The organism is Thermoplasmata archaeon (assembly GCA_035532555.1).
Classification (GTDB): Archaea; Thermoplasmatota; Thermoplasmata; order Lutacidiplasmatales; family UBA184; genus Lutacidiplasma.
In genome coordinates this window covers 1-26,116 of record DATKQS010000023.1, presented here as the reverse complement: position 1 = coordinate 26,116, position 26,116 = coordinate 1, and the positions used below count along the sequence as shown (strand labels likewise).

Here is a 26,116-nt window from a genome sequence, read left to right as displayed (position 1 = left end):
GACCCGACGCACCGCTCCGGTAGTGAGCGAAGTCGACCGCCCGATCGTCCGTTCGTTCGGAGGTTGTAAGTCCTATAGGATTCTGCGCACGGCCGTGGATCTCGAGTACATCTTGATTGTCTCCGACCCCGATCCGGTCGCGACGGCCGTAGCCAAGCGATGGGGAACCCCGGCCGCTACCGAGTGGCACGTCGAGGGCAGCCCGATCCGGGTCGTGGGGTCGGGGGTGTATCTCCTCCGTCGGCCCGGGTGGCACATCCACGACGAGCATCTCGACCGGCTTCTTCCCGCCGAGCTCGCCGCGCGACGTCCCGTCCTCGTCTTCCCCTCGATCCATCGGAGCGAACGGGGCGTCGCGGCGCTCACGGTCCATCCGCTCGGAAACCCCGGCGTCTCCAGCGACGTCGGTGGGGAGCCGCACCGCCTCAATCCGACCGCACCGCGGCTCATGACCGCCGCACTGCGTTCGCTCGCCGAGGGAGCGAAATCGCTCGGGGTTCCCGCGACCTTCGAGGCGACCCACCACGGGCCCGCGCTCGATCTGCCCGCGTTCTTCGCCGAGATCGGGTTCCCGGAGCACGAGGAACCACCCCCGGATGCGGTGCGAGTCCTCGCGCGAACGCTCTCCGATCTCGCGCCGACGGTCGGCGACCGCGTCGCCGTAGGAGCCGGAGGAGGCCACTACGCTCCCCACTTCACGGATCTCGCCGTGAAGCGCCGCTGGGCGTTCGGGCACATCCTCTCGCGCCACGCGCTCGCGGTGGCCGACCGCGAGATCGCGGAGAGCGCGTACGCGCTGACGCCCGGGGCGGAGGGGATCCTCTTCGCTCGAGCGGAGGATGCCGAGAGTTCGGTGTGGACGGGCGTCGGCCGCCGGCTCAAGGACTCCGGGGCCGAGAGCCGCCTTTCCCCCGATGCCCCCCCGTGAACGATGGGTCCCGAAGGGGCTTACGCGAGGGGGCCGGCAAGGACCGTGGCCGCACGTCGCCCGTCGAGCGCGAGGGCGGCGGCCTCCCGGATCGAGCGAGGTCGCAGGGCCCGCAAGGTGGAGGGCCATCCGAGCCAGTAGTCGGCCGGCAGATCGTGGTAGGCGAGATCGACGGCGAGCTCGTGCGCCGTCGGCGTGGTCTCCAAGGAGAGCGCCATCTCTCCGATGGCACTCTCGCGGATCTGGTCGAGCTCGCGAGCGCGGACGAGCTCGTTCCCCATCCGGTCGACCTCTCCGATCAGCAGCGCCGCGACCCGTCGCGCGCTCCTCGGGTTCGTGCCGGCCTGCGCGATCCAGTACCCGCCGAGCCGCATCGCTTCCAGATCGCTCGAGGCGTGATAGGCGAGCCCGGCCCGCTCCCGGATGTCTTGGAACAGGCGCGAGAGGAGCGGCCGCCCGCCGAGCACCTCGTTCGCGAGGAAGGCCGCCGGGAACTCCTCCCGGCTGCGAGCGATGGACGGCCCGCCGACGTGGACCTCCGTTTGGGACCGCCCCGCCATCTCGACCTCTCGCACCACCCGGTGGCCCAGTACGGGCCGGGGTCGGAGGGAACTTGGCGCGCGCGCCCGTGCGAAGTGGCCCCGCCAGCGCGCGGAGGCTCGCTCCAGCCGCTTCAAGGGGGCCGGGATCGTCGCCACGAGCACGCCTCCTTCCGCGGTGTAGTGCTCGGAATGGAAGCGGACCAATCGGCCCCGATCGATCCCGCCGACCGAGCGAGCGCTCCCCCACCCAGTCTCCCGGTAGGGATGACCCGTCGGGAAGATGGCCCGGAAGAGTTCGCGCTCGGCGCGGTGGGCCGGCTGCGTCAGCTCTCGAAGCTGGCTCTCGAGGAGTTGGCGCTGGACCCGCTCGATGTCCTCCGGGTCGAATCGAGGCCGGAGGACCGCGTGGGAGAGGAGCTCCAGCAGCGATTCCCAGCCGGCCGCCGGGCCCCAGATCGTGATCTCGGCTGATTCCGGCGCGATCTGGGAGGTCAGGGTCGCGCCGGCCCGGTCGAGTTCGCGCGCTAGCGCGACCCGACCGAACGGCCCGGCCGCGCAGGTGGCGAGGCGGGCCACCATCCGCGCGATCCCTTCGCCGCCGGCCGGATCGAACCCGGTGCCCGCCGGGCCCACGTAGGTGATGGACGCGCTCGCCGCGCCCGCCGGTGGAGACTGCCGCAGAAGCCGGAGCCCGGCGTCGTGCGTCCCGTACTCCATCCGGAGCGGGTCGTGCCGCTCAGTCAACGCTCCGACCTCCGACGACCTCGTAGCGGACGACCGTGCGTTGATCCTTGGAGAACAGGGCCCGGGCGGTATCGCGTATCTCCGACGCCCGGGTCGCCAGGATCTCTCGATACAGTCGGTCCTCGAACCCCGGGGGCATGATCGACGCGAAGTATCCGAGTCGGTACCCCGCGCGCGTGGCGCCTTCGTACGCGAGGGCGGCGCCGCGCAGGACCTTCGTCCGGGCTTCGCTGAGCTCGGCGGTCGTGGGCCCCTCGCACGCGAGCCGGTCGAGCACGCCGTCGATGGCGGCTTCAATCCGGTCGAGGGCGACGCCGGCCGACGCTTGGGCGTAAACGGTGAACAGTCCGGGGTGGACGCGCGCGCGCCACTCGCTCGTCGCTCGAACGGCGAGGCCCGGGTCGACGAGGGCACGATACAGGCGCGCACCGGGATGCTCGCCGGAGCGGGAGCGGCCGCCCGCGGAGAAGATGCGGGTCTCTCCCCCCAGCAGGACGTCGATCAGCATCGTGGCCGGGGCGGTTCGCTCGTCGATGGATGGGGACCGGTAGGCGATCGCGATGAGCGGGGTCGTTCCCGGACCCGACAGGGTCGACCGCCGCTCCCCGCGAGCGGGAGGTTCCACCTCTCGTACGGTGGGATCGGCCCCGCCCGCCGGGAGTGGAGAAAATTGCCGGCGGACCTCGCGCTCGACCGTTCGCGGATCGAAACCTCCCGACACCACCAGCACCGCGTTCCTCGTCCCGTAGAAGCGTCGGTAGTAGCCCCGGAGGTCCTCCGCACCCATGTGTTCGATGTCGGTTCGGTATCCGAGGGCATCCCAACGGTACGGGTGCCGGCGGAAGGCAAGTTCGTAGAGCTCCTCTTCGACCCGGAACTCCGGCCAGTTCTCGTTGCCTTCTCGCTCGGAGAGGACGACGGTTCGTTCCCGATCGACTTCCTTGGGCATGAGGAGCGCCCGGGTCATCCGGTCGGCCTCGATATCGATCAGAATGTCGAGGTGCTCGCGGGGCACCGTGGCGAAGTAGGCCGTGTAGTCGAGATCGGTGAAGGCGTTCAGGAGGCCCCCCACGTTCAGGATCGCGCGATCGATCTCCCCCTTCGCATACTTCGGCGTGCCTTGGAAGAGCATGTGCTCCAGCCAATGCGCGCCGCCCGTGATCCCCGGATGCTCGTTCTTCGATCCGACGCGATACCAGACCCAGACACTCGCGGTCGGGCTGGCGGGGTTCGGAGCGAGCAGGACCTCGAGTCCGTTGCGCAGACGGAAGCGGCGAGTGCGCGGTCGCGGGACCCGGCTCGTGTGCATGCGGACGGTCTCGATGCGTCCGCGCTTATAACGAACGGAGCCGCCCTGGATCCAGCCCGTGCGGTAGCCGAAGCCCAGCCTCGGAAGGACCGGGGCCGGATGGCGCGGACGTCCGCTTCGATCGCCGGCCCGCCTCGGGAGACCCACCTACCTAGAAGGTCACTGCGTGCGGCGGGCTCGGGCTCCCACACCGCGTTGGACGCTCGGGAAGGCTACTCGACGACGCATCGCCGGCGGCGCGCCGAGAAAGCCCCGAGGAACGATACGATTATCTCGCCACCGGAGCCCACCCGGGCGTGAACCCCTGGCTTCGGATCGTCCGGGCAGGGAACCTGCTCGTTTCGTTCGTCGGCGTCCTCGTGGGCGGCCTAGCAGCCGCCGGCTTGGGGTTGAGTGTCTCGCCGTCGCTCTGGGTCGCGGTCCTTCTCGCCGCGGTGTCGACGGCCTGTGTCACCGCCGGGGGAAATGTTCTCAACGACGTGCTCGACGTCGAAACGGATCGGACGAACCATCCGGATCGCCCGCTCGTACGAGGGACGATCTCCCTTCCCCGAGCCCGGGCGCTGACCGCCGGCCTCTTCATCGCGGGAGTGGTAGTGGTCGTGCCGATCCTTCCCACCGCTCCGGCGGTCGGAGTCATACTCGCCGTCGCGGTCGGCGCCCTGCTCGCCTATGAGTTCCGCTTCAAAGCGCGCGGCTTTGTGGGGAACCTCGTCGTGGCCCTGCTCACGGGACTGGTCTTCCTGTACGGGGGCGCTGCCGCGGGCGCCCCGCTCCTGATGGCCCCGTTCGCAGCAATGGCGTTCTTCGCGACGCTGAGCCGCGAGGTGATCAAGGACATGGAGGATGTCGCGGGCGATGTCGACCGACGGACGCTCCCGCAGACCCACGGCCTTCCCTTCTCCTCGGTCGTGGCGCGCTCTACGGTCGGGGTGGCGATCGCCGTCAGCGCGGTGCCGTTCCTCTGGTTCCTGCCTCTCGGGAGTGTCGCCGGAATTATGTACCTCGGTCTGGTCCTCGTGGCCGATGCCGTCTTCGTGGTCTCGATCGCCTATCTCCCCGCGCGCCTTCACTGGGAGCAAACGATGAGCAAGGTCGCGATGACGGTCGCGTTGTTCGCCTTCCTGGCGGTGGCGTTCCGGTGACGCCTCCTCCTGCCGCGGGCCCGGTCGAGCGGCGTCTCGCGGAGCGCGTCGCGGCCGGTCCGATTCATCTGACGCTCATCGACCCGGATCGCTCGGACCCGGAGCGTTCGGCCGAGATCGCCCGGGAGGCGGTCGGGCTCGGTTCCGACGCGATCATGCTGGGGGGCTCGACCGGGATCTCTCGGGAGAGGATGGATGCCGTCGCCCGCGCGGTCCGCGCGGCGGTCGATGTACCCACCATCATCTTCCCGGAAGGCCCCGGCTCCCTCTCTTCCTCCGCGCACGCGATCTTCTTCATGAGCCTCCTCAACTCCCGCAACCTCGATCTCGTCATTCGCACCCACGCCCGGACCGCCCTCTCCATCCAGGCTCTCGGCATCGAGCCGATCGCCATGGGCTACCTCGTGATCGCCCCCGGGATGCGGGTCGGCGAGGTGGGCGAAGCGGACGTCGTCGCCCGGGAGGATCTCGCCGGCGCCCAGGGCTACGCCCTGGCGGCCGAATATCTCGGGATGCGCTGGATCTACCTCGAGGCGGGCTCCGGCGCTCCCGCACCGGTCCCGGCCACGATGGTCCGCGCCGTGCGATCCGTCCTGTCCGTACCCCTCATCGTGGGCGGTGGGATCCGCTGCGGGGCCGACGCGCGGGTCCTCCTCGAGGCCGGGGCGCAGGCGCTCGTCACGGGCACGATCACGGAGACCGACGGCGTTTCGCGGGAGTTCCGGGAGATCCTGGCGGAGGTCGGGCGCGCCCGTGACCGCTGAGAACCCGGCACCGGGGGAGACGCCCGGCACGAAGCCGCACAGCGCGTCGCACCTGTTCCTGCGGGCTCCCAGTCCCCCGGTCGCGATCGGGCTCCTCGTCGTTCTTTCCTTCGCTCTCGCCGGGATCCTGGCGGCCCCGGGCGTGTCGATCTCCTCCTATCTCGAACTGGTCGCGCTCGCCTTCCTCGTGCCGGCGCTGTTCACCGCTTTCGGCACGACCCCGCTCGCCAAGGCTCTCGGCGGCCGGATCGAGCTTCCTCGCAGCCTGTTCCTGGTCGTGATGACCCTCGCGCTCGAGATCCCCTTCGCCCTCGTCGGACGGGGCGTCCAGCTCCTTGCGCCTTCGCTCGGGATCTCCCTGATCGCGCTCGTGTTCGTGGTCCAGGGGCCGGCGCTGTGGTTCCGGCACATGAGCCTCTACGGCCTCTCCAGCCCGAGCCAGTCGCGATCGCTGCCGGTGTCGCTCTTCCAGCCGGTGCTCGCGATCCTCCTCGCGTCGATCGTGTTCCCGCCGGCGACGGTCGCCCTCGCGTTCTCCGCGGTGGTCTACCTCGTGCTCGGGTTCGTCTGCGTCCTATTGTTCCTGCGGGCGGTGGACCGCCCGCTGCGCAAGGAGTTCGACAGCTCGGGCCTCGCGATGATGCGCCCGTTGCTCGACCACGTCAATCGTCGCGACCCTGCGGCCACCCAGAAGCTCGAGGAGTTCTTCCTGAAGAGCGCGATCCCGATGAACTTGCGCGTCAGTCTCATCGGATTCTTCGCGGGAGGGCGCGCGCGCGCGACGATCGCCCTGCCCACGGTCCACCCCGGCCCCTTCGGAGCGCTCGGCGCGAGCGATCTGCCTCGCAAGCTCTCCGAGCGGCTCGGGCCGGACGCGGGCGTGGTGTTCGTCCCCCACACTCCGTGCGACCACGATGTCGATCTCCCCTCCGAGGCCGAGGTTGCCAAGGTCGGCGATGCCTGCCAGAGGCTGTTCGCGGAGATGGCCCCCGCGTCCGTTGCCCTCGCGAGCCCTCTGGTCTCTCCCTACCCGGGCAGCTTCGCCCGCGCGCAACTTCTGGGCGACGTCGCGCTGGTCGTGGTCTCCCAGGCGCCCGCGCCGACCGATGACATCGCGCTCTCCATCGCGGACCGGATCGTTCGAGAGGTCCACTCGGAGGGCGGACCGATCGTGGCGTTGATCGACGCGCACAACTCCTACATCGTGGACCGCGGGGACGTCCAGTACGGCACGCCGACCGCGGAGAAGCTCGTGGCGGACGCGAAAGCCGCGGTCCGGGCGGCCGTCGCGGCGGCTCGTCCCGGGCCGATCGAGATCGGGGTCGCGGCGAAGACCGACTACGACCTGCCCCACCAGGGCATCGCCTCTCAGGGGCTGCGGACGCTGGTGGTCCGGGCGGCCGGATCCACTTCCGCCTACCTGCTCATCGATGGGAACAATCTGAACACCGGCATGCGCGAGCCGATCGTCCGGGCGCTCGAGGCGGTCGTCGACGTAGCCGAGGTCATGACGACCGATAACCACGTGGTGCACGAATCCGATGGTTCGACCAACCCGGTCGGGGAGAGGTATTCCGCTTCCTCGATCGCGCGGGATGCGGTCGCCGTCGCGCGCGAGGCCATCGCGAACCTTGCCCCGGTGGAGCTCCGGCGAGGGACGAAGGAGGTCCCGGACGTCCTGGCGCTGGGTCCGGGGTACACCGCACGGCTTTTGACCTCCATCGGGGACACCGTCTCGGTCCTGGGCAACGCGCTCCTCACCACGTTCTTGCTGCTCCTCGCGAGCTCGCTGGTCGTGCTGATCGCGGTCCCCTAGATCGGAAGCTACGATGGCCGAGGGTGCGCGCGAGATGCCGGAGTCGGTGAGCCGAGCGATCGGCGATCCGGAGGGGCTGCGGCTCCTGAGCAACCTCGTATCGATTGCTCCTACGAACCTCGAGGACCCGGCTCGGGGTCGATGGGAGAAGCCGAACTACCTGCGAGCCTCCGAGCGGATCGCGCGTGCGGCGCGCGACTTTGGTCTCGCCACCCGCATCTACGATCCCCTCGTCGCGGGCGACCTCTCGATCGATCTCCACGGTCAGCCACGGCCGAACGTCCTCATCGATCTCGATGTGGGAGCGCCCCGGACGACCCTCGTGCTCGCCCACTACGATGTGGTTCCCGTGCCGCTGGAGCAACGGGCCCGGTGGAAGAGCCCGCCGTTCACCCTGACCGCCCGTGCGGACGGCCGGATCTACGGACGCGGCTCCAACGACGACCTCGGCAGCGGGGTCATCGCCTCGCTGCTCGCATTGAAGCGCCTCGTGGACGTGCCTGATCTCCCCACGAACGTCCGTCTGCTCGTCTGCTGCGATGAGGAGACCGGCGGCGAAGGAGGCATCGAGGCGATCAAGGAGCACGATGCGCTGCTCCCCGCGAACAGCCCGGAGAGGATCCTCTCGGCGGATGTGGTGCTGATCCCGGACGGGAGCCCGCACGCGACGGCGGGGTCCTCGGGCGTCGGGTTCCTGGATGCCATGTTCGAGCGTCCCGCGCCGCTCCGCGAGGCGCTCGCCTACGGGGAGGCGCTGGTCGGGCTGCATGCGCTCGCGCGGGAGTGGCGTTCCTCCCTCACATCGCCGGACTGGCCGGACCACCAGGCCCCGGAGCCCATCATCACGGGCCGTGCGACGGTCACTCGGGTCGACTTCGGACCGGCCGCCCGCGATGCGACCCGTCTCACGCTCGTCCAAGCGCACGCCGAGAGCGATGCCGCGAACCAGATTCCTCAATCCGTGACGCTCGTCTTTGACGGACCCGTGGCAGAGCGGGCCGGCCTCGCCGCAGCGCTTTCCCCGCTGCTTCCGCCCGGGTTCCGCCTCGAACCGGCCGGAGCGAGCTCGGTTCCGATCCCGGAAGGGACCCTCGGCCTCGCGCTCATCGGAGAGAGCGGCCATGGCGGCTACCCGCACCGGGCCCGCAACCCGGTGCCGGTGGCCCTCCAGATCCTCGAGAACGCGGGGAAGCGCGGACTCATCGAGCTGTCCACGCCCGCCTCCTCCTCCTTCACGGTCGATCTGCGGCTGCCTCCCGAGATGGAGCTCGCCGCGGGACTGGACGCCGCGCTGGGCCAGGTCCGCGCGTGGGCCGCGGAGCATGCCCCCACGGCCCAGATCGTCGCGCCCCCGGGCCGCTGCCGCTCGGGGTACTCCCTCGCCCCGACGCACCCGGCCGCGGTCCGACTGGAACGGATGCTGAAGGAGGTTCTGGGCGTCGAGGGGGTCTTCGGCGAGTACGGGGGCACGGACGCGAGCGCCTTCCGCGATCTACGGACCTCCGGGGGCGAACCGATGCCGGCGCTCGTCTTCGGAAGCATGGACCGCGAGGCCCACATCCACGAGGCCGAGGAGAGCGCGGAGCCCCGCCTCATTGGCGCGATCTCCGAAGTGATCTACCGCTACGTGCGGGCCCGCTAGCGAGGCGGGAACCGTGGACTCTACCATCCTCAACGACTTCCTCGGCGACGGGGGGGCCGTCATCTGGGTGCTCCTGCCGGCGTTCGTTGCGAACGCGACCGCGACGCTGCCACGGGGCGCCGGGCCCGCCATGGACTTCGGCCGACTCTGGCCGGGGGACGGCCGCCGCGTCTTTGGACCGTCGAAGACCTGGTCGGGATTCCTGGTCGGCGGAGCGATCGGCGCCATCGTCGGAGTGCTCGAAGCGTGGCTGATCCTGCTCGCGCCCCCGAACTGGGCGGTCGTGCCCGTGCTGGCCCCGAGCGTGCTCGCGGCGCTCCCGCTCGCGATACTGATCGCCTACGGCGCGATGACCGGCGACGCGATCGGCTCGTTCATCAAGCGGCGGATGGATCGACCGAGCGGCGCGCGCACGCTCTTCCTGGACCAGTTCCCGTTCGTGCTCGTTCCGATCGCCTTCGGGTTCGCGTTCTCCCCAGCGCTGTTCGCGGCCGTGTTCGCGAACTGGGAAGCGGTCTTATGGCTCGTGATCCTAACACTCGGCCTGCATGCGCTGTTCAACTGGATCGGTTACCATGCCGGTCTGAAGAAGGTGCCCTGGTGACGAAGAATCAAGCCCCGCCGGCCGAAGAGGTGCGGCGCGTCCTGGTCGAAGCCGGCGCCGTCCGCTTCGGAGAATTCACCCTCACCTCGGGCCGCAAGTCCGACGTATACATCGACGTGAAGAAGGCCTGGACCGAGCCCGCGCGCCTCGACCTGATCGCCCGCGCGCTCGCGGCCCGGGTCGCTCCGGGCGAGCAAGGGCTCGCCGGGATGGAACTCGGGGCCGTGCCGCTCGTCGTCGCAACGTCCCTGCGGGTCGGCCTGCCGATGATCGTCATCCGCAAGGCGGCGAAGGAGCACGGGACCCGCCAACGCTTCGAAGGGGAGATTCCCCCCGGCGCGCGGGTCCTCCTAATCGAGGATACCGCGACGACCGGAGGGAGCCTCGTTCAATCGATCGAGATCCTCCGCGCGGCCGGCGCGCTCGTGGACCGGGCGCTCGTGGTCGTCGACCGGGAGGAGGGAGCCCGGGAGCGCCTCGCCGAGCTTGGGGTGCACCTCGAAGCGCTGACGACCCTCTCGGAGCTGCGGGGAGCCCCGGCGTGACGGGCCGGGTCGCGGCGGACGGGACGATCCGGATCGCGGACCCGGCCGAAGCGAGCGCCACTTACGGACGCGGGTACTTCGGAACGCCGGACTCGAACGGGGGCCTCGGGCTCGACCGCTACGACAGCGTCTACCTCGCCGAGATGGGCCGGCTCGTGGGGGTCGACGCCCGCGCCCGGCCCGTTCCGTGGCCCGAGGTGTTCCGTCGTTCCGCGCGCCACGATCCGGTCTTCGGGGTTCGCTACCTGGTCTACCGGGACCTCCGCCAGCGGGGCTACGTCGTTCGGGCGAGCCCTCCTCCGGTCGCCTTCACCGTCCTTCCGCGCGGCGGAGTCTTGAACAAGACGCCCTCCCGGTTCTGGGTCGAGGCGATCAGCGAGCGCGCCCCGTTCGATCTGGCGCACCTCTTCGAGCTCGCGGAGCGCGCTCAGAGCGCGAAGAAGACCCTTCTCCTCGGGGTCGTCGACGAGGAGTCGGACCTGACGTACTATCGCGTACGACGGCCGTCGCCTCGCGGAGCCCTTCCCGCTCGCCGTCTCGGCACGCCGGCGGAGGCGTGGCTCTCCCACGATCGCCTGGTGGTGTACGACGAGCGGGCCGTGGACGAGCTGGGGCGCTCCCTCGCCTACGGAAGCAAGCTGGGCGATCGGCTCGAGCTCAGCCTGATCGAGGGGGCCTACCTCGCCGACAGCGGGCAGATCCTGCTGCGCGACGGGGCCAGCCGCCGTGCGGTCTCCCGAGAGCGCCTCCACCGGCACGCCCGGCGCCTCGATCCGCATTTCGACGAGCGGCTTGCCGCGTACACCGCCTTGCGGGGACGCGGGCTCGTGGTCAAGACCGGATTCAAGTATGGAGCCCACTTCCGCGCCTATCCGCGCAGCCCGGAGCATTCGCACGCGCGCTACCTCCTGCGCGCGGTGCGGGACAAGCACATCAGTTCCTGGCCCGAGGTCTCCGGCGGGATCCGCGTGGCGCAGGGGGTCCGCAAGGAGTACCTGCTCGCAGCCGTGCGGCCGAACGACGAGGTCCGCTTCCTGTCGCTCGAGCGCATTCGGCCGTAGGGCGCTCCGCTTCGACGAGGCCTCACCCGCGTCGATGCGCACGCTTCGTCGGGATCGGCCGTCCCGGGGGAGGCAGCCCGGTCTCGAGCAGACGCGCCAGGAGCACCTCGTGCTTGCGCTCGTCGGACTCCATGCTCTCCCACAGGATCGCGAGGACTCCGCCGAGCTCGGTCGCCACGCCCGGAGCCGTTCTCGATTCGGCCTCGTGTTCCTTCGCGATGAGCCGATCGATGTCCGCCCGGGTGATGCCGGTCGCCACGGTGCGATGCAGGCCGCGGTCGAGATACGACGCGATCGACGCGACGATCTCGGCGTGGCGCAGGCTGTCGGAGGCGATCTGCCGGAAGATCGCGCGGGTCAGTTCGTCCCGCGACTTCTGCGCGAGGCGCATGCAGTCGGCTACCGCGGTCTGCTCGAGCGTGATGCGCGCTCGCAGGAACCGTGCGAACTCTGGGTTCACCGGCTGCGCGGGGAGCTCTCCGCCGGTCATCGCCGGCGGGATCGGGAGGGGCGGCCGCCCCGCCGAGGAAAGATCGCGAGCGGCTTCGAGGAGCAGCACGGGAGCGATGTCGCTGGGGTGTTCCGCCGAGACCAGCCGCTGGGCCACGACACGCGCGACGCGGCGGACCTCTTCGTGCGTGCTCGCGTGCGCGAGCGGGCCCCGGAGGCGCTTGCCGGATAGGTACTGGGAGATCGCGGAAGGAGCGAGCCCGAGGAGCTCGGCGGCCCGCCGAGCCGGAAGCCCGAAGGTGTCGACGAGCTCCCGGGCCACGAGCGCTTGGGTCAGTTGCACCCAGAGGGCCGGAGAGGCTCCGGAGGAGGGCACTCTCCACCCCCCTCGTTCGACGCCGGAGCGGTCCTACGCAGCGGGTCGGACCGTGCCGCTCGCGGCGGCCTCGGAGACGACGCCGTTCACGAGGAGGGCGTGGAGGGAGAATCCGCGGAGCATCTGGTCCCACATCTGGCGTCGAACCTCCGGCGTGTTCGCAAAGGCGGCCACGATCTCGCCTACCCATTGGCTGTGCTCCACGTCGGCCGTGACGTGGAGTCGATAGTACTCGAGGTGTTCTTCCTTCACGCCGTAGTGCGAGCGGAACGCCGGGAGCAGCCGCGCACACAGATCGACGTTGGGGGGCTCGGACGATCCGGCGGCGGAGATGTAGAACGGGTTCTCCCGATTCGTGTAGAGGAAGTCGTCGATCGCTACCATCGTGCTCGGAAGGAGCGGAGCCGCCTGGACCTGAGCGCGGGGCACCCCCAGGCCCTCGCAGAACCTCAGCCAAAGCTCCGGGTGGCCGGGCTCCTTGCCCTTCGGGTCGCCCGCCTCTTCGACGAGCTGGTCGAGCACCATCCGCCGGAACCGGTCGTTCTTGGGCTCCCAGCCGACCCGGGCGAATCGCTCCGCCATCGCGATCGGAACGCTGGCGAGCCAGGGATAGAACTGCTGCGCCCACGCTTGGACGAGGGGCTTCGGCGCCTCGCCTTTCTCGATCGCCGCGAAGAACGGGTGAGTCGCGAAGGGGTGGTTCTTCATCTTGAACTTGGTGAGCTCGTCTCGGAATCGCTCCCCCGCGAATCGGTCCCACGGCGCCTCGCTCATCGGCGCGGGCAGTCGGCCTCGGGTATTTGGTCGGCAAGGTTCCGTGGTGAACCTCGCCTCTTATGGAACCGGTACCGACACCGGAGCCATGGGCCGCACCGCTCCGTCGCGTCCGCTCGTCCCGGCGTACGGCCCGTTGGCGGGGATTCGAGTCCTGGACTCCGCCCGGTTCGTCGCCGGACCGTGGGCATCGACGCATCTGGGGGAGTTCGGCGCCGAGGTGGTCCACGTAGAAGGTCCCCCGTTCCACGCTCCGTACTCCGACCCCACGCGAACGCTCGTCCCCATGCTCCCTCCCGGCCGGCCCCGGGAGGAACAGGTCTCCGAGTCGTGGGTGCAGTACTCGCGCAACAAGCTCTCCCTCGGCCTCGATCTGCGCCGACCGGCAGGCCGACGGGTCTTCCTCGATCTCCTCCGCCGGGCGAACATCTGGATCGAGTCCTCCCGGCCCGGCACCTACGAGAAGCTCGGACTGTCCGATCGCACGGTCCGCCGGGTCAATCCACGTCTGACCATCGTCCACGTCTCCGGATTCGGCCGGACCGGCGACCCGGAGCGGATCGCCGCCCCGTCGTACGATCTTACGGCCCAAGCCTTCAGCGGTTACCTCTCGCTCCAGGGCGAGCCCGATCCCGCCCCACCGATGCGGGCGGGAACTGCGCTGAACGACACGTTGACGGGCCTCGCTGCGGCGGGCGCCGCGCTCATGGGGTACATCCAAGCTCAGAGGACGGGACGGGGCCAGTCGATCGACGTGGCGCAGTACGAGATCGCCTTCACCCTCCTGGAGAACCTCGCGCTCGATTACTTCGCCCGCGGAGTGGTCCGGGGCCGGCACGGATCGGCCCATGCGCGCCTGCATCCGTACGATGTCCATCGAGCGAGGGACGGGTGGGTCGTCATCGCGGCTCCGAACACCGACGCCTACCTCCGCCTCAAGCGGATGATCGGGTTTACCGACCCCCGCTACGATGACACGGGCTACCGCACCGCGCATCGGGGACCGGTCGACCGGGCGATCGCGAGATTCTGCCGAACGAGGACGCGCGCCCAGCTAGAGGCGCTCGGCCGGCGATACGACATCGCGCTGACCCGAGTGTACGACATCGCCGACATCGCGCAGGACCCGCACTTCCGGGCTCGGGGGATGTTGCTCGACTGGGAGGACCCCGTCGCGGGCCCTGTTCGCGGATCCGGGATCGCGCCCAAGTTCAGCGACACTCCCGGAGCGGTGTGGCGCGGAGCGCCGTGGCTGGGCCAGGACAACGACCGGATCCTGACCCGCGGCCTCGGCTACCCCAAGTCCCGTGTCGAGCGACTCGTGCGAGGGGGAATCGTGGGCGCCGAGCCACCCCGTCGCCCCCGGTCGCTCCCGCGCGCGTCGAGGAGATCGCCTCGATGACGGTCGAGCTTCCCGCGCTGCCGACCGAGCCCTTGGCCGACGAGATCGCCGAGGTCGCCCGACGGCTTCGCCTCGCCGAGCGATATCGCGAGCTCGACCGGGTCCCGGAGTTCCCCCGGGCGGAGTTCCGCGCGCTGGGAGAAGCGCGGCTCCTCGGTCTCCATGTCGAGCCGGCGCTCGGGGGGCGGGGCCTCCCGCTGCCCCGTGTCGCGGCGGCGTTGTTCCATCTTGCATACCGCGGAGGGACCGCCTTCGCCAAGCTCTCCCTGCAGCCGGAGTTCTCGAGCATCATCGCCGAGCACGGTTCGCCGGAGCTGGTCGACCGGTACTTCCGCCCTCTGGTGCGGGGCGAGATTCTGGTCGCCAACCAGCTGACCGAACCCGGCGCCGGCGCCGACGCCGGCGCCATCGCGCTGCGTCTCGAGCGAAGCGGAGAGGAGTACGTTCTCCACGGGACGAAGAGCGAAGCGGCCTTCGCGCAGGATGCCGATGCCGCGATCGTTTACGGGAGGGTGGGCGATCGTCCGGGCCTCACCGCGATCGTAGTCCCCCAGGACCTCCCGGGGGTCCGTCGGACCGTGATCCCCGATCTCGGAGAACGCTGGATGCGGCGCGGCACGGTCACCTACGAAGCGACCCGAGTGCCCGTGTCGATGCGGATCGGGGAGGAAGGTCGAGCCTTCGACTACGTCCGCCCGGAGCTCACACGCGAACGGGCGCTCCTCGCCGCGATCTACCTCGGGGTCGCGCGGGCCTCCTGGGAGGAGACGGCGCGCTACGCGGACGAGCGGAGCGTCTTCGGTGGCCCGCTCGCTCGCAACGAGGCCGTCTCCTTCCCGCTGGTCGAGGACTGGGCAGGAGCCGAGGCGGCCTATCTCTACGCCCTGCGGACCCTGGAGCGCTTCGAAGCCGGTGAACGGGTGGAGGCCGAGGCGGCGCTCGCCAAGTGGATGAGCACGGAGATCGCCCTGCGTACGATCGACCACGCGATCCAGTTCCACGGAGGGAGGGGATACTCCGAGACCCTTGCCCACGGCCAGCGCTGGCGCGATGTACGCAGCGGACCGATCGCCCACGGTCCATCGGAGGTCCTCCACCTGGTCGCGGCGCGGCGGATCTGGAGGGCCCCTCGCGAGCGGACCTGAGCCCGACCCCCTTTTCGGCATGCCTTAAGCAGGGTGCGCGCTAGTACATCTCCCGATGCACCGGACCGTCGCGCGGAGCTCGAGAGAGGCGCGCGCGTTCCGCCGGATCGGGCCCGCGCTCGCGATCGCGGTGCTCCTTGCGAGCCCGCTCGCCGCCGGGCTCGTCGGGGAACGCGGGCCCTCGGTGATAGCGGGCGGACCGGGTGGGGCCGTGCCGCTGCCCTCTGCCCTGGTCAACGAGACGTACATCCCGACCAGTTACTCCGAAGCGGGATACCGGCTCGCGGGCGCGGTGGCGACCGGTCGTGCGCTCCCCGCCGAGTTGCCCGTCGTGGTCACCCTCGGATTCTCCAACACGAGCGAACTCACCCGCCTGCTTCGGGCTCTGAGCGATCCCTCTGCTCCGGAGTTCCAGCATTACCTCACGGCAAGCCAGTTCGACGAGGCGTTCGCTCCTTCGCCGGGCACGTACGCGGCCGCGGTAGCGTACTTCGAAGCGCTCGGAGCTCGCGGTATGCACACCTTCAGCGACCGGGTCACGATCTCCTTCGAGGCATCCCCGTCCTCGGTGGACCGGATGTTCCACACGACGGTCAAGGAGTGGAGCCTCACCGGACGGGCCTACTACGCCCCGGCCACCGCGGTCGAGCTTCCCTCGGAGCTCGCCCCGGCCGTATCGGCGGTCGTGGGTCTCAGCTCCTTCGCGAGGGCATCCACCTCTGCTGGCCCCGGAGCGGTTCCGATGACCCACTCTCCCCCCGCGGTCCCGGCGATCCGCTCGGCCAACCCCTCCGGCTACCTTCCCCCGGCTGAGATCCACGGCTTGCAGTACCAGTACGGTCCCGACCTCCAGGTCGCGTACGACGAGCAGTCTCTCTTCCTCGAGGCTGGCTATCCGACCAATGCCGTGATCGCAACGATCCTGTGGCAAGGATACTACAACGGCTCGACGCCCATCTCGACCCCGTACGGGGAGCTGAGCCCGGGCCAGCCGGTGGGCGCGTTCGTCCCGTCGGACGTCCAGGCCTACTTCAACCAGACCTCACCGCCGGGTCAGCCCCACGCGGTCGCCATCGGTGTGCCCGTGGGAGGAGCGACGCCGTCGGGGCCGCTCGCGTCCTACGACACGACGGGAGCGAACATCGAGAACACTCTCGACATGGAGATGGCCGGCTCGCTCGCTCCGGGAGCCACCGTCTTCGACGTGTACGGAACGACCCCGACGTATCCCGAGCTCGACGCCGCCTTCGCGCTCATCCTCAACCCGAATGCGAGCTACCCGGCGCTCGCGCGGGTCTCGGTGATCTCGAACTCCTGGGGCGATCTCGATGCCGTCCACTCCGAGTGGAACCAGTACGTGGAGGAGGCCACGGCGCGCGGCATCACGGTCCTCGCCTCCGCGGGGGACTCCGGCGACTACCCGAACAGCCCATGGCAGGTGGGCAACCCCCCGAGCGTGAACACCACCTTCCCGTCCTCCCTCGCGACGGATACCTACGGGGTACTGGCCGTCGGAGGTACGGCGATCACCCTGAATCCGCTGACGCTCCAGATCAACTCGAGCGTGGTGTGGAACGTCCCCTCCGAGCAGATGGGAACGACAAGCGGGATCAGCCCATTCTACGCCGAGCCCTCCTGGCAGTTGTCGAGCTCGGCGAACGCGCTGATCCACGACCTTGGCCGCGGGGTGCCGGATATCGCTGCGATCGCGGCGAGGGTGCTGTTGACGATCACCTACATCGGCTACCGGTACAACGCAACGAACGCCTCGTTGACCGGCATGTCCTATGGCGAGGGGACCGGGACGAGCGTCGCCTGCCCGGTCGAAGCTGGGGTGATCGCGGAGATCGATCATGTGCTCGGCGCACAGCACGAGTCCTGGCTCGGCTTCCTGCAGCCGAAGCTCTACCAGCTCGCGGACGAGGAGTACGCGCCGCTCGTCCATACTCCGACGACCGGATACTTGAACGGGTCGCGCTACACCTCGCCGCTTCCCACGCTACCGCTCTCGGACACGGTCAATGGCTCCAACCACTACTATGCCGCGGGGCCGGGCTACGACCTCGTCACCGGCTGGGGATCCCTCGACGCGTACAACTACACGATGTACTTCCTCGCGGTCGCATCCGCCGGCGTGAACGGGCGACTCTCGGGAGTCGAGAACAACTTCACGCTCCACGGTCTTGCGGTCACCTCGCACGGGACCCAGTCGGTCTTCAACGCCTCGATCCAGCAGAACCTGTTCATCGCGAACAGTCTCGGCGCGCCAATCTACTGGATCCAGAACGTGATCTACATCAACTGGACGGCCAGCGGCTGGGCGATGAACTACTCGGGCTGGATCGCGTATCCGTTCTACGGCCTGTACTATTCGCTAGTGATCTACGAGTACAACTTCCCGCTCGTCGGTCAGGTGATGCCGTTACCGGCCACGTTCGATCTTCGTACGCTGCTCAATCCCGGCGTTGGCTTCAACAACCAGAGCATCGAGTACTTCGTGGGCTCGCACGAGCTCTCCTTGCCGGTGCCGGGGGCGTCGTACATCATCGGGAGCCTCTGGTACAACTACTCCTGGCAGGGCACCGAGCATGAGAACGGGCCGTTCCCGGGCAACCCCATCCCCGGCGGCCTATCACCGCAGTTCGGCCTCGTCGGAGGGCCGACCGGGGGCCTCGGGCAGTTCACGGCCCCGACGGCCGGCTCGATGGTGGCCAAGATCCTTCCGTACGGCAGCTCGACGTTCGAGACCGCCAGCACCCGCTCGTTCTACGAGTCGATCGACCAGACCGGAGAGAACGCGGAGAATCTCGCGTGGACGAGCGGGTCCTCGGGCGGCTGGACCCTGGGGATCTCGGCGGGAAGCTCGATCCAAGGCGTCCTGTCGTACGAGCCGTCGGCACAATATCTCGCGAACTTCACGGCGGGTGGATTGCCCTCCGGTACGTTGTGGTTCGTGAACATCAGCCACGGAGGAAGCTACTCCTCCACCACGCCGACCATCAGCGTCCCGCTGCCGTCGGGCACGTTCGAGTACAACATCTCCTCGGGGGATCCGCACTGGGAACCGGTACGGGCGAGCGGGACCGTCACCATGGACGGGGCCCCTCAGGTCATCGGCGTGCCCTTCCAGGCGCTGCCGGGATCGATCGTGTTCTCCGAGACCGGCTTACCCTCTGGGATCGGGTGGACGGTCGTCCTCGGGAGCGGGCAGAACGTCACCACGGGCCAGCCCGAGATCACGCTCCACGTCATCAACGGGACGTACTCGTTCCGCGTGCGCGCCGCGCTCAGCGAGTGGGCCCCCCGCCCGGGCGCGGGATCGGTCACCGTGGCCGGTGATTCCGTCGCGGTCAACATCACCTTCTCCCTCGAGAGGTACACCGTATCGTTCGAAGCCGCGGGACTCGCGGTCGGCACCGGCTGGTTCGTGAACTTCACCGGCGGGGCGAACTACACGTCCATCACTTCGACCATCAGCTTCCTCGCAACGAACGGAACGTACCTATTCACCGCCGGGACGAACGCCACCTACCACGTCGCTCCGCCGTCGGGATCGGTGACGGTCGCGGGATCGAACGTCAGTCAACCGATCCAGTTCTCGGCCCCGGGTTCGGGGACGACCTCCTTCCCCGGGTGGATCATCGAGGTCCTGGTGCTCGTCGGGGCCGTGATCGCGATCGCAATCATCGCCGCAATCCTGCTCACACGGCGGCGCCGGCGGCCCCCGAGCTGAGGCGGCCCCGCGATCCGAGCCGGCGGGCTGTTCTCGGAGCTTCTCCGGCACCGACAGAGGCCCCAAATACCACCCCGTCCTCGGCCGGGACGGAGATATCGATGCCACCGAAGACCCATCTACGCGAATTCGGGTTGATGGGCTTCGACCATATCGATATCCGGGTCAAGAATCGGGAGAAGGCCCGGCGCTTTTTTGTCGAGCAGATGGGCATGGATGTCCTCGGCGACGGGGACGGCCACACCTACCTCATGTTCGGGGACCAGGTGCTCGGCCTGCACGACGCCAAGGACAAGGAGGCCGTCGGGGGCGTCGACCACCTCGCGCTGCGCGTGAGCGAATGGACGGGCCTCAAGAGCCGGGTGCAGCGATCCCGGGTCGTGATCATCGGCGAGAAGGAGCGCGAGGACTCTCGCTCGCTCTACCTGCGTGGGCCGGACGGCATTCGCATCGAGCTCGTCTGGAGGCCGGACCCCTCGGTCCACCTCGGCCACTGCGCGGGGATTCCCAAGTCGTAGATCGTCCCGTCAGGGACGCGGCGCCGATGCTGGCAGCGCGACGCGCTTCTCGATAAAATAGTGGACGCTGGAGGTGCCGGGCGTGAACCGGAAGCTGTGGGGCACGTGGGCGGGGATGAGATGCGTCGCCCCGGCGAGGTGGGACTCGGTCCGACCATCGATCGTCATATCGATCCGGCCCTCGACCACGATCCCCCACTCGACGTCGTGGGTGTGGGTGGGCACGACGACCTCGGCCCGGTCCTTCCCGAGCTCCATGAACAGGATCTGGGTACGCCCGTCATCATGGACGTAGACGTCGATGCCGGCGAGCTGGGTCTTCGGCAGTGAGCGCACGGACGGCGGGAACGGCATCGGGCTCCTCTCGGGCTACGCCCGAGGTCGCACGGTCGGTGTCGAGAGCTTCGGGACGAGCGTGAGCCAGTCGGCGTACTTCTTCTCCTCGCCCTTCACGGTCCGGTAGTACACCGCGGAGACGTCCCGGGTCACGGGACCGACCTTGCCGTTGCCGATGATGTACTGCCCGACCGAGCGGATCGGGGCGATCTCGGCGTACGTGCCGGAGAAGAACGCCTCCTCCGCCGAGTACAGTTCGTTGACCGACAGGGGCTTCTCGACGACCTCGTAGCCGAGGTCCCCGGCGATCCGGATGATGGAGTCGCGCGTGATACCCATGAGGATGTCCGACTCCGGCCCGGGGGTGTAGAGCTTCCGGTTCCGGACCAGGAAGATGTTTTCTCCCGTACCCTCGGCGAGGTGGCCGAGCGCGTCGAGGAGGATCGCCTCCTCGTATCCCTCCTTCAGAGCGTCGATGCCGGCGAGATAGCTGTTGATGTAGTTGCCCGCCGCCTTAGCCCACGACGGGATGGCATCCGATCGGGGCTTGCGGAACGGGGAGATCTTCGTCTTGACGCCCTCGTCGGAGGTGGCGCCGAGGTACTTGCTCGCCGGGACCACCCCGATCGTGAGCGAGACCTTGCCGGTCAGGTTCTTCACGCCGAGGCCGGGCTCGCCGCGGTAGATGAGGGGGCGGATGTACGCCGGGACGATGTCGTTCGCCGCCGTCGTCTCGATGATCGCCCGTTCGATCTCCGCGGCGCTGTACGGGACCGGAAGGAAGTAGAAGCGAGCGGAGGCTAGGAATCGCTCTACGTGCTCCTTCAGCCGGAAGATCGCCACGCCCCGGGCCGTCTCGTAGGCCCGGATCCCCTCGAACACGGCGACCCCGTAGTGGAGCGAGTGGCCGAGCACGTGGGACTTGGCGTCCGCGAAGTCGACGAGCTTGCCGTCCATCCAGACTTTCTTCGCTTCGGTCTTCATCCTACGGGTCCTCCGGACCTGGGCCCGGCAACTCCAACCATCCGATGCCGGTGCGCGAATATAGCCGTCACCGTTCATCCGTACCTGGAAACAAGTACGGATTCCGGGTTCCCGGCGGCTTGCCCGTCCTCGCGGACGGGTCTTACGACCGCTCCACCGGCGTTTACCGTCTCCGGGGAACTCCCGGCGACGAGCGACACGAGATTCCGTGCCGCATTCAGATCCCGGTCCATCACGAGACCGCACCGCCCGCACGAGTAGATCCGCTCCGATAGCGCGAGCTCGTCCTTGACAAGTCCGCACCCGGAGCATCGCCTGCTCGACGGATAGTTCCGTGGCGCCACGACGACCCGGGACCCATTCCAGACGGTCTTGTATTCCAACATCCGTCGGAACTCCGACCACCCGGCGTCGCTGATGGCCCGGGACAGATGTCGATTCCGGACCAGGTTCTTCACCGAGAGGTCCTCGACGACCACGACCGACTTGGTTCTCGTCAGCTCGGTGGTCGCCTTGTGGAGGAAATCACGGCGGCGACAGCGAATGCGGTAATGGAGGCGGCCGAGCGCCCGGGCGCTCTTGGCCCGGCCCCGCGACCCCTTCTGTTTCCGGCTGTGAAGGCGGCTCCGATGCCGGAGCCTCCGGAGGCCGGAGGCCAGCGGCTTCGGAGATTGCAGGCGGTTCCCGTCGGAAATAACTGCGAAAGAGCTGAGACCGAGATCGACACCGACCGCTGGGCCAACAACCGTCCCGGGGTCGGGGCGTTCCCTCTCGACAGCGAGGCTCACGAACCACCGATTCGCTTCCCGGCGGACCGTCGCGGAAAGAATACGGCCGTGGAACTTCGCCGTCGATTCTTTCGCCCGGACCTCCCCGATGCGCGGGAGCTGGAGGCGGCCGTCAAGGACGCGAACCGCTCCGGTCAGACGGAACGAGTCTCGCATGCCCCGCCGATGGAAACGCGGCTCGCGTGCGAGACCGGTTCGATGTCGTCGATACGCAGTGGCGGCGTTCCGGAACGCCTCCTGGGGAGCGCACTTCGAGACCTCCTCCCACCAGGGAGCGTTCGTCCGTTTCCATACGTTCCACTCACGATGAAGACCGATTGCCGATGGAATAGATCGGTTCTCCGCCGATGCTTTCCGCAACCGCTCTACCGCCCAGTTGTACGCGAACCGTGCGGCGCCGGCATGGCGCCGCAGGCATTCTTCTTCGTGTCGGTTCGGGTCGATCTCGTAACGGTAGGCTTGGGTGACCATCACAGGTCCTTCACCACCTTGCGGGCCTCGGACAGGAGGCGTTTGGTCTTGTGGCTGCGAAGCCCGTAGAGCCGAGCCGAGAAGGAGGTGATGATGGCGATGAGGTCGTTGGCCAGTTCGGTCTCCGGTATGTCCTTGGGCTTCGGGTCCAGCACCTCAAGAGTCGTCCCGTAGGCGGCGAAGACATGGCGGAGCAGATCCACGCCGAACCGGGCGAGGCGATCCTCGTAGGCGACCACGACGCGAGATACCCGACGCTCCTGGACGGCCTGGAGAACCGCGAGAAACCCAGGGCGGTCAAACTTGAGCCCGGAGCGGATGTCCATGTGCATCTCGGCCCCTGGGAAGGCCCGTTGAAGCCGCTCCTTCTGTCGTTCGAGGTCCTCCTTCTGGCCGCGCGACGAGACGCGGGCGTACAGGATAGGCGCACGAATCTCGCGCTCGCCGGAGAGACGGAAGACCTCCGATTCTGGGATCCGTCGTCTTCCGCCCGCGGTCCGTATGACACGGAGCCGGCCGTCCCGGTCCATCCGTTGGATCGTGCGTACCGTGAGCCCGAGTCGGCGGGCGGCGTCACGGGGCCGAAGCAGAATGTCCACGAGAACGGCATGAGATTGCACATATTCCTACTTGACCCCGTTAGCCGTTAAAGCCCTCGCTCCGCCCCGGCGCCGAGCGCGATTCGGCGACACATGGCGACTCGGCACGGCCCGAGCCCTACCTGGATTGCGGTCCTGCCCGTACACGCTGAGATCGGACCGTCGCTGCGGGGCCGTTTAGCGCATATGGCCGTTGGCGCTGTGCTTCCGGCGTCGGAGTCAGGTCGTGGACGTACAGAGCGCCCCCGTGAGATCCGAGGGGCTAGGTTCGGTCATGATCCGCGGACCCCGTGGAGCGTTCCGTTGGACCGCCTACGTCCTCGCGGTCACCGCGTTCGCGGCCGCGGTACCGACCCCGCTCTACCCCATCTATGAGCAGCAATTCGGATTCTCCTCAGGGATCCTCGGACTCGTATTCGGCGCGTACACGGCTGGGGTGCTCCTGACGCTGTTCTTCGTGGCCCCTCAGGCCGAGCGGGTAGGTCGAAGGAGAATGCTCTACCTCGGAATGATTCTCACCGCCGTCGGCGCCGCGGGCTTCGCGTTCGCCCCGGGGGTGGTGTGGCTCGGACTCGCTCGGGTCATCTCGGGGATGGGGGTGGGAGTCACGACCTCCGTAGCGACCGCGGCGATGAGCGATCTTGAGCCCTACCGGGATCAGCACCACGTCGCGCGCGTGGCGGTGGCGGCCAACTTCGGTGGATTCGCGATCGGTGTCGTCCTCAGCGGCTTCCTGGTCGAGTACGCCCCCTACCCCATGGAACTCGTCTACCTCCTGCCGGTCCTCGCGAGCTTGATCGGGCTCTTCGCCGTCTACGTCACCCCCGAGACCGCCGCGGCCCTCGGCTCGAACCTTCGGATCCAGATCCAACGCATCTCCGTACCGCCGACGCTTCGACGATGGTTCTGGGTCGCGGCCGGCGGTGTCGCGGCCTGCTACTCCATCTACGGTCTCTTTGCCGCGCTCATGCCATCGTACCTGCGTAGCGATCTCGGCATTTCCAGTCCCTTGGCGGCCGGAGCGTTCGTTGCTCTCATGTTCGGGATGGCAGCGGCTACACAGCTGGCCACCGCCCAGATCCATGATCGCCGTGCGCTGTTGGTCGGGTTTCCCGTGCTGCTCGGAGCTCTCGTCGCCCTCGTTCTGATCCTCCCGCTCACCCTCTGGACGCTTATGGCTCTCGTGAGCGCCGGGCTAGGGGTCTCGGTGGGCCTCACCTTCATGGGCAGCGTCACGCTGATCGACCGGGTCACCCCCGAGGAGCGGCGGGGCGAGATCCTGGCCGGCTTCTACTGCGCTGCCTACCTTGCCCTCTCGATCCCCACCATCGGAGTTGCCGAAGCCTCCGAAGCGATCGGCCTAACCCACGCCGGTATCCTCTTCGGCGGCATCCTCGCAGTCGCGGTCGCCCTGCTGTACCTAGGGACCTACCGGACTCCGACTCCCGTGGGGGGAGGTGGGCGACCGCGCAGCACCCCCGATCGAACCTAGGTTCGCCGAGAGAGGTCGACCGCAGCGGTAGAGGGTCCCGCTGGAGCGCGCACCCGACTCCCGGGTCTCCGCGAAATTCGGGGGACCCACGACCAGGGCTCTCATGCGCTGGGCTCCTCCGTGGGCGCACCTTCGAGGCGAGTCACGCCAGCTCGCGTCGACCGAACCGCGCACGTTCTTGCTTTCGCAGAGCGGTATCCAGGGCATACCATACATATGTATATACATATGAATCTCCCTCTTCGGACTTCGGCGGAGATCGCCCCCGTTTCCACCCCCAATCGGTTCGTCGGCCGATCTCGATCGGACCGGCGATCGCTGGAGGGGGCGGTCCAAGTCGTAATGGTATCTCTGGATTACAGAACGACGGTAACGTTTGTGGCGTTCTTCAATAGCGCACTTCGCGATCTCTGCCAGAACGGGCCGGCCGCTCGAGGCGGCCCACTTCGGCCCGGGAAAGCGCTCGACACTCCGTGACGCTGCTTCGTCTATGTCCGCCCTGGGCCGTCGCAGGGGCGCGGAGTAGATCCAAGGCACTCTCCAGGGCGCTCGACGGACGCACTCCGCGCGTTCGAGGTTCCGCACAGGAACTAGGGGCCGGGTTGGTCCTCGCCGCCACTGGGGTCCCGCTCGAGGGGGAACGGCCCCCTCCCGGGGTTCGTATAACTCCTGTTATACGCCGCTCCGTCAGAGAATCGGTGGCGGTCGGCCGCGCTCTGACCGTGTCATACCTGTATATCGCAGTGTTAGACATGATGATTACGTTTCATACATTACTTAGCATCCAATTATTAGGACTTAGGGTCCGGGCGCTCCGGGCGTCCTCTGACCCTACTCCGGGCCCGAAAACCCGTTTGCGGCCTTCTAATGCGATCTCCGTCAGGGCCACGGGGAGCAGATCGTGCTGTATGCGTTGCTTAGAATCTATAGATACGTATTCACATATTCTGAGTAATCTATAACCGAATTCGTCGGACCTTGAATCGCCAGTGGCCGCCGGGCAGGTTGCCTTTGGTGTCGGTGATCAGTTCAGCGCACCCGTGCGCCTGGAGCGCGCCGTACATCGCCCAGAGGAACAAACCGCCGGGCCGGTCGGACGTCAGCCGTGCGGTGGCCTCGACGTGGGCCTGCGAATCGATCGGGAGCACCGTCAGGCGGCGCCTCAGTCGCTCCAGTCCACGGATCCGCTGGGCTCGAGAGCCACCCGGCGCCCGGGCGGCCAGCGCCGAGAGCTCGAGGAGATTGGCCTCCGTTGTGGCCAGCTCCTCCCCCGAGAGCGACTTGAGGAGCGACTTGGCGGCGGGAGCCCCGTGGAGGATCGAGAGGAGGACGGGTGTGTCGAGGGCCTTCACGGCCGGCCCCCTTCCCTCAGGCGATGGAGGGAGGCCCGATCGGAGGCCGCCGCGGTCTTTCCCCAGCTGCCCAGGATCTCGTCGAGGGTACCGCGCTCGTAGAGCAGGCGCCGGAACAGGCCGGTGAAGCTCTCGTCCCCTCGTTTCTCCTTACGCAGGGCATCGTAGACGCCCTTCTGCACGGCGATATTTTGCGAAGGCATGAATATACATGTTCATATGTATTATTAGGGGTTGTGGTTCGCTGCGCACGCTGCTTCGCGCCTTCGCAATCCTAGATAAGGAGTGAGCGGGTACCTAGTGGAGCGGCCGGCGGGGTTGTTCGGAATCTGAGGCGATAGTACTTTCCGGTCGAGCTCCATGCCCTGGGCATGGTCGTCCGAGTTCGAGAGATATCTGACGAAGAGGGGAACAAGCTGCGTCGAATCGTTCGGCACGGGCAGAATGCCATCGAAGTGAAACGGGCCCAAGTGATCATGGCCTCCGCTCAGGGATTCACGCCACCCAAGATCTCCGTGATTGCCCTGATGAGCGACGACTACGTCCGTCAGCTGATCCACGCGTTCAACCTGCACGGCTTCAAGATGCTCAAACCC

The 26,116-nt window shown here is 68.2% G+C and carries 24 protein-coding genes; 14 read left to right on the top strand and 10 right to left on the bottom strand.

The features are described 5' to 3' along the window. The first annotated feature begins 22 nt into the window (after window positions 1-22). The gene (locus VMV28_06435; GenBank protein HUZ80234.1) at window positions 23-928 is read left to right on the top strand and encodes a D-aminoacyl-tRNA deacylase; all 906 of its coding nucleotides are present in this window, start codon (window positions 23-25) and stop codon (window positions 926-928) included. Window positions 929-948: 20 nt separating this feature from the next. On the opposite strand, the gene VMV28_06430 is transcribed toward VMV28_06435, so the two are convergent. Then, on the bottom strand, window positions 949-2,214 hold the full coding sequence (locus tag VMV28_06430) for a pitrilysin family protein (GenBank protein ID HUZ80233.1): 1,266 nt from the start codon (window positions 2,212-2,214) through the stop codon (window positions 949-951). Continuing rightward, the gene (locus VMV28_06425; protein HUZ80232.1) at window positions 2,207-3,523 is read right to left on the bottom strand and encodes a pitrilysin family protein; all 1,317 of its coding nucleotides are present in this window, start codon (window positions 3,521-3,523) and stop codon (window positions 2,207-2,209) included. Before VMV28_06425 ends, VMV28_06430 begins: the two co-directional genes overlap by 8 nt. A gap of 296 nt (window positions 3,524-3,819) precedes the next feature. On the opposite strand from VMV28_06425, the gene VMV28_06420 reads away from it, so the two are divergent. Genes VMV28_06420 through endA form a run of 7 tightly spaced genes read left to right on the top strand, consistent with a single transcriptional unit; the run spans window position 3,820 to window position 11,100 of the window. After that, on the top strand, window positions 3,820-4,668 hold the full coding sequence (locus VMV28_06420; GenBank protein ID HUZ80231.1) for a geranylgeranylglycerol-phosphate geranylgeranyltransferase: 849 nt from the start codon (window positions 3,820-3,822) through the stop codon (window positions 4,666-4,668). Beyond that, complete coding sequence (locus tag VMV28_06415) at window positions 4,665-5,432, top strand: geranylgeranylglyceryl/heptaprenylglyceryl phosphate synthase (GenBank protein HUZ80230.1); 768 nt, start codon at window positions 4,665-4,667, stop codon at window positions 5,430-5,432. Before VMV28_06420 ends, VMV28_06415 begins: the two co-directional genes overlap by 4 nt. Then, window positions 5,422-7,248, top strand: coding sequence for a DUF2070 family protein (locus VMV28_06410; GenBank protein HUZ80229.1), 1,827 nt, complete (start codon window positions 5,422-5,424; stop codon window positions 7,246-7,248). Before VMV28_06415 ends, VMV28_06410 begins: the two co-directional genes overlap by 11 nt. A 13-nt stretch (window positions 7,249-7,261) precedes the next feature. Continuing rightward, complete coding sequence (locus tag VMV28_06405; GenBank protein HUZ80228.1) at window positions 7,262-8,890, top strand: M20/M25/M40 family metallo-hydrolase; 1,629 nt, start codon at window positions 7,262-7,264, stop codon at window positions 8,888-8,890. A 13-nt stretch (window positions 8,891-8,903) separates the two neighbouring features. After that, the gene (locus VMV28_06400) at window positions 8,904-9,494 is read left to right on the top strand and encodes a CDP-2,3-bis-(O-geranylgeranyl)-sn-glycerol synthase (protein ID HUZ80227.1); all 591 of its coding nucleotides are present in this window, start codon (window positions 8,904-8,906) and stop codon (window positions 9,492-9,494) included. Beyond that, window positions 9,491-10,039 carry an orotate phosphoribosyltransferase gene (gene pyrE / locus VMV28_06395; protein HUZ80226.1) on the top strand — a complete coding sequence of 183 codons (549 nt, stop codon included), beginning with the start codon at window positions 9,491-9,493 and terminating at the stop codon, window positions 10,037-10,039. Before VMV28_06400 ends, pyrE begins: the two co-directional genes overlap by 4 nt. Next, window positions 10,036-11,100, top strand: coding sequence for a tRNA-intron lyase (gene endA, locus VMV28_06390; GenBank protein ID HUZ80225.1), 1,065 nt, complete (start codon window positions 10,036-10,038; stop codon window positions 11,098-11,100). The genes pyrE and endA overlap by 4 nt, the downstream gene beginning before the upstream one ends. Before the next feature lie 22 nt (window positions 11,101-11,122). On the opposite strand, the gene VMV28_06385 is transcribed toward endA, so the two are convergent. Continuing rightward, on the bottom strand, window positions 11,123-11,926 hold the full coding sequence (locus VMV28_06385; protein HUZ80224.1) for a hypothetical protein: 804 nt from the start codon (window positions 11,924-11,926) through the stop codon (window positions 11,123-11,125). A gap of 33 nt (window positions 11,927-11,959) precedes the next feature. After that, the gene (locus VMV28_06380; GenBank protein HUZ80223.1) at window positions 11,960-12,700 is read right to left on the bottom strand and encodes an iron-containing redox enzyme family protein; all 741 of its coding nucleotides are present in this window, start codon (window positions 12,698-12,700) and stop codon (window positions 11,960-11,962) included. A gap of 88 nt (window positions 12,701-12,788) precedes the next feature. On the opposite strand from VMV28_06380, the gene VMV28_06375 reads away from it, so the two are divergent. From VMV28_06375 to VMV28_06360, 4 genes are all read left to right on the top strand, one after another. Beyond that, window positions 12,789-14,102: a CoA transferase gene (locus tag VMV28_06375; protein ID HUZ80222.1), complete on the top strand. Its 1,314-nt coding sequence runs from the start codon at window positions 12,789-12,791 to the stop codon at window positions 14,100-14,102. Then, the gene (locus VMV28_06370) at window positions 14,099-15,247 is read left to right on the top strand and encodes an acyl-CoA dehydrogenase family protein (GenBank protein ID HUZ80221.1); all 1,149 of its coding nucleotides are present in this window, start codon (window positions 14,099-14,101) and stop codon (window positions 15,245-15,247) included. Before VMV28_06375 ends, VMV28_06370 begins: the two co-directional genes overlap by 4 nt. Window positions 15,248-15,302: 55 nt before the next feature. Continuing rightward, window positions 15,303-18,980 carry a S53 family peptidase gene (locus tag VMV28_06365; protein ID HUZ80220.1) on the top strand — a complete coding sequence of 1,226 codons (3,678 nt, stop codon included), beginning with the start codon at window positions 15,303-15,305 and terminating at the stop codon, window positions 18,978-18,980. Between the two features lie 101 nt (window positions 18,981-19,081). Next, window positions 19,082-19,498 carry a VOC family protein gene (locus tag VMV28_06360; GenBank protein HUZ80219.1) on the top strand — a complete coding sequence of 139 codons (417 nt, stop codon included), beginning with the start codon at window positions 19,082-19,084 and terminating at the stop codon, window positions 19,496-19,498. Window positions 19,499-19,507: 9 nt separating this feature from the next. Here the strand turns inward: VMV28_06360 and VMV28_06355 are convergent, their stop codons facing one another. The 4 genes from VMV28_06355 to VMV28_06340 form a co-directional block, all read right to left on the bottom strand. After that, complete coding sequence (locus tag VMV28_06355) at window positions 19,508-19,852, bottom strand: cupin domain-containing protein (protein ID HUZ80218.1); 345 nt, start codon at window positions 19,850-19,852, stop codon at window positions 19,508-19,510. Between the two features lie 15 nt (window positions 19,853-19,867). Continuing rightward, the gene (locus VMV28_06350; GenBank protein HUZ80217.1) at window positions 19,868-20,818 is read right to left on the bottom strand and encodes a branched-chain amino acid transaminase; all 951 of its coding nucleotides are present in this window, start codon (window positions 20,816-20,818) and stop codon (window positions 19,868-19,870) included. A 74-nt stretch (window positions 20,819-20,892) separates the two neighbouring features. After that, window positions 20,893-22,077, bottom strand: a complete 1,185-nt coding sequence (locus VMV28_06345) for an RNA-guided endonuclease TnpB family protein (protein ID HUZ80216.1) — start codon at window positions 22,075-22,077, stop codon at window positions 20,893-20,895. Beyond that, complete coding sequence (locus tag VMV28_06340; protein ID HUZ80215.1) at window positions 22,077-22,697, bottom strand: IS607 family transposase; 621 nt, start codon at window positions 22,695-22,697, stop codon at window positions 22,077-22,079. Before VMV28_06340 ends, VMV28_06345 begins: the two co-directional genes overlap by 1 nt. 253 nt (window positions 22,698-22,950) lie before the next feature. Here VMV28_06340 and VMV28_06335 point away from each other — a divergent pair, with 253 nt between their 5' ends. Continuing rightward, window positions 22,951-24,168: an MFS transporter gene (locus VMV28_06335; protein ID HUZ80214.1), complete on the top strand. Its 1,218-nt coding sequence runs from the start codon at window positions 22,951-22,953 to the stop codon at window positions 24,166-24,168. 956 nt (window positions 24,169-25,124) lie between these two features. Here the strand turns inward: VMV28_06335 and VMV28_06330 are convergent. Both VMV28_06330 and VMV28_06325 read right to left on the bottom strand, forming a co-directional pair. Then, the gene (locus VMV28_06330; GenBank protein HUZ80213.1) at window positions 25,125-25,520 is read right to left on the bottom strand and encodes a PIN domain-containing protein; all 396 of its coding nucleotides are present in this window, start codon (window positions 25,518-25,520) and stop codon (window positions 25,125-25,127) included. Continuing rightward, window positions 25,517-25,723, bottom strand: coding sequence for an antitoxin VapB family protein (locus VMV28_06325; protein ID HUZ80212.1), 207 nt, complete (start codon window positions 25,721-25,723; stop codon window positions 25,517-25,519). Before VMV28_06325 ends, VMV28_06330 begins: the two co-directional genes overlap by 4 nt. A 168-nt stretch (window positions 25,724-25,891) precedes the next feature. Here VMV28_06325 and VMV28_06320 point away from each other — a divergent pair. Then, window positions 25,892-26,116: helix-turn-helix domain-containing protein (locus VMV28_06320; GenBank protein ID HUZ80211.1), on the top strand; the 225-nt coding region annotated here is incomplete at its 3' end.

Excerpts from the sequence above, each read along its gene's own strand:
- VMV28_06360 (HUZ80219.1), top strand. The coding sequence starts at position 19,082 with ATGCCACCGAAGACCCATCTACGCGAATTCGGGTTGATGGGCTTCGAC.
- VMV28_06365 (HUZ80220.1), top strand. The coding sequence starts at position 15,303 with ATGCACCGGACCGTCGCGCGGAGCTCGAGAGAGGCGCGCGCGTTCCGC.
- VMV28_06350 (HUZ80217.1), bottom strand. The coding sequence starts at position 20,818 with ATGAAGACCGAAGCGAAGAAAGTCTGGATGGACGGCAAGCTCGTCGAC.
- VMV28_06370 (HUZ80221.1), top strand. The coding sequence starts at position 14,099 with ATGACGGTCGAGCTTCCCGCGCTGCCGACCGAGCCCTTGGCCGACGAG.
- VMV28_06425 (HUZ80232.1), bottom strand. The coding sequence starts at position 3,523 with ATGCACACGAGCCGGGTCCCGCGACCGCGCACTCGCCGCTTCCGTCTG.
- VMV28_06380 (HUZ80223.1), bottom strand. The coding sequence starts at position 12,700 with ATGAGCGAGGCGCCGTGGGACCGATTCGCGGGGGAGCGATTCCGAGAC.
- VMV28_06375 (HUZ80222.1), top strand. The coding sequence starts at position 12,789 with ATGGGCCGCACCGCTCCGTCGCGTCCGCTCGTCCCGGCGTACGGCCCG.
- VMV28_06345 (HUZ80216.1), bottom strand. The coding sequence starts at position 22,077 with ATGGTCACCCAAGCCTACCGTTACGAGATCGACCCGAACCGACACGAA.
- VMV28_06405 (HUZ80228.1), top strand. The coding sequence starts at position 7,262 with ATGGCCGAGGGTGCGCGCGAGATGCCGGAGTCGGTGAGCCGAGCGATC.
- VMV28_06355 (HUZ80218.1), bottom strand. The coding sequence starts at position 19,852 with ATGCCGTTCCCGCCGTCCGTGCGCTCACTGCCGAAGACCCAGCTCGCC.
- VMV28_06335 (HUZ80214.1), top strand. The coding sequence starts at position 22,951 with ATGATCCGCGGACCCCGTGGAGCGTTCCGTTGGACCGCCTACGTCCTC.
- VMV28_06325 (HUZ80212.1), bottom strand. The coding sequence starts at position 25,723 with ATGCCTTCGCAAAATATCGCCGTGCAGAAGGGCGTCTACGATGCCCTG.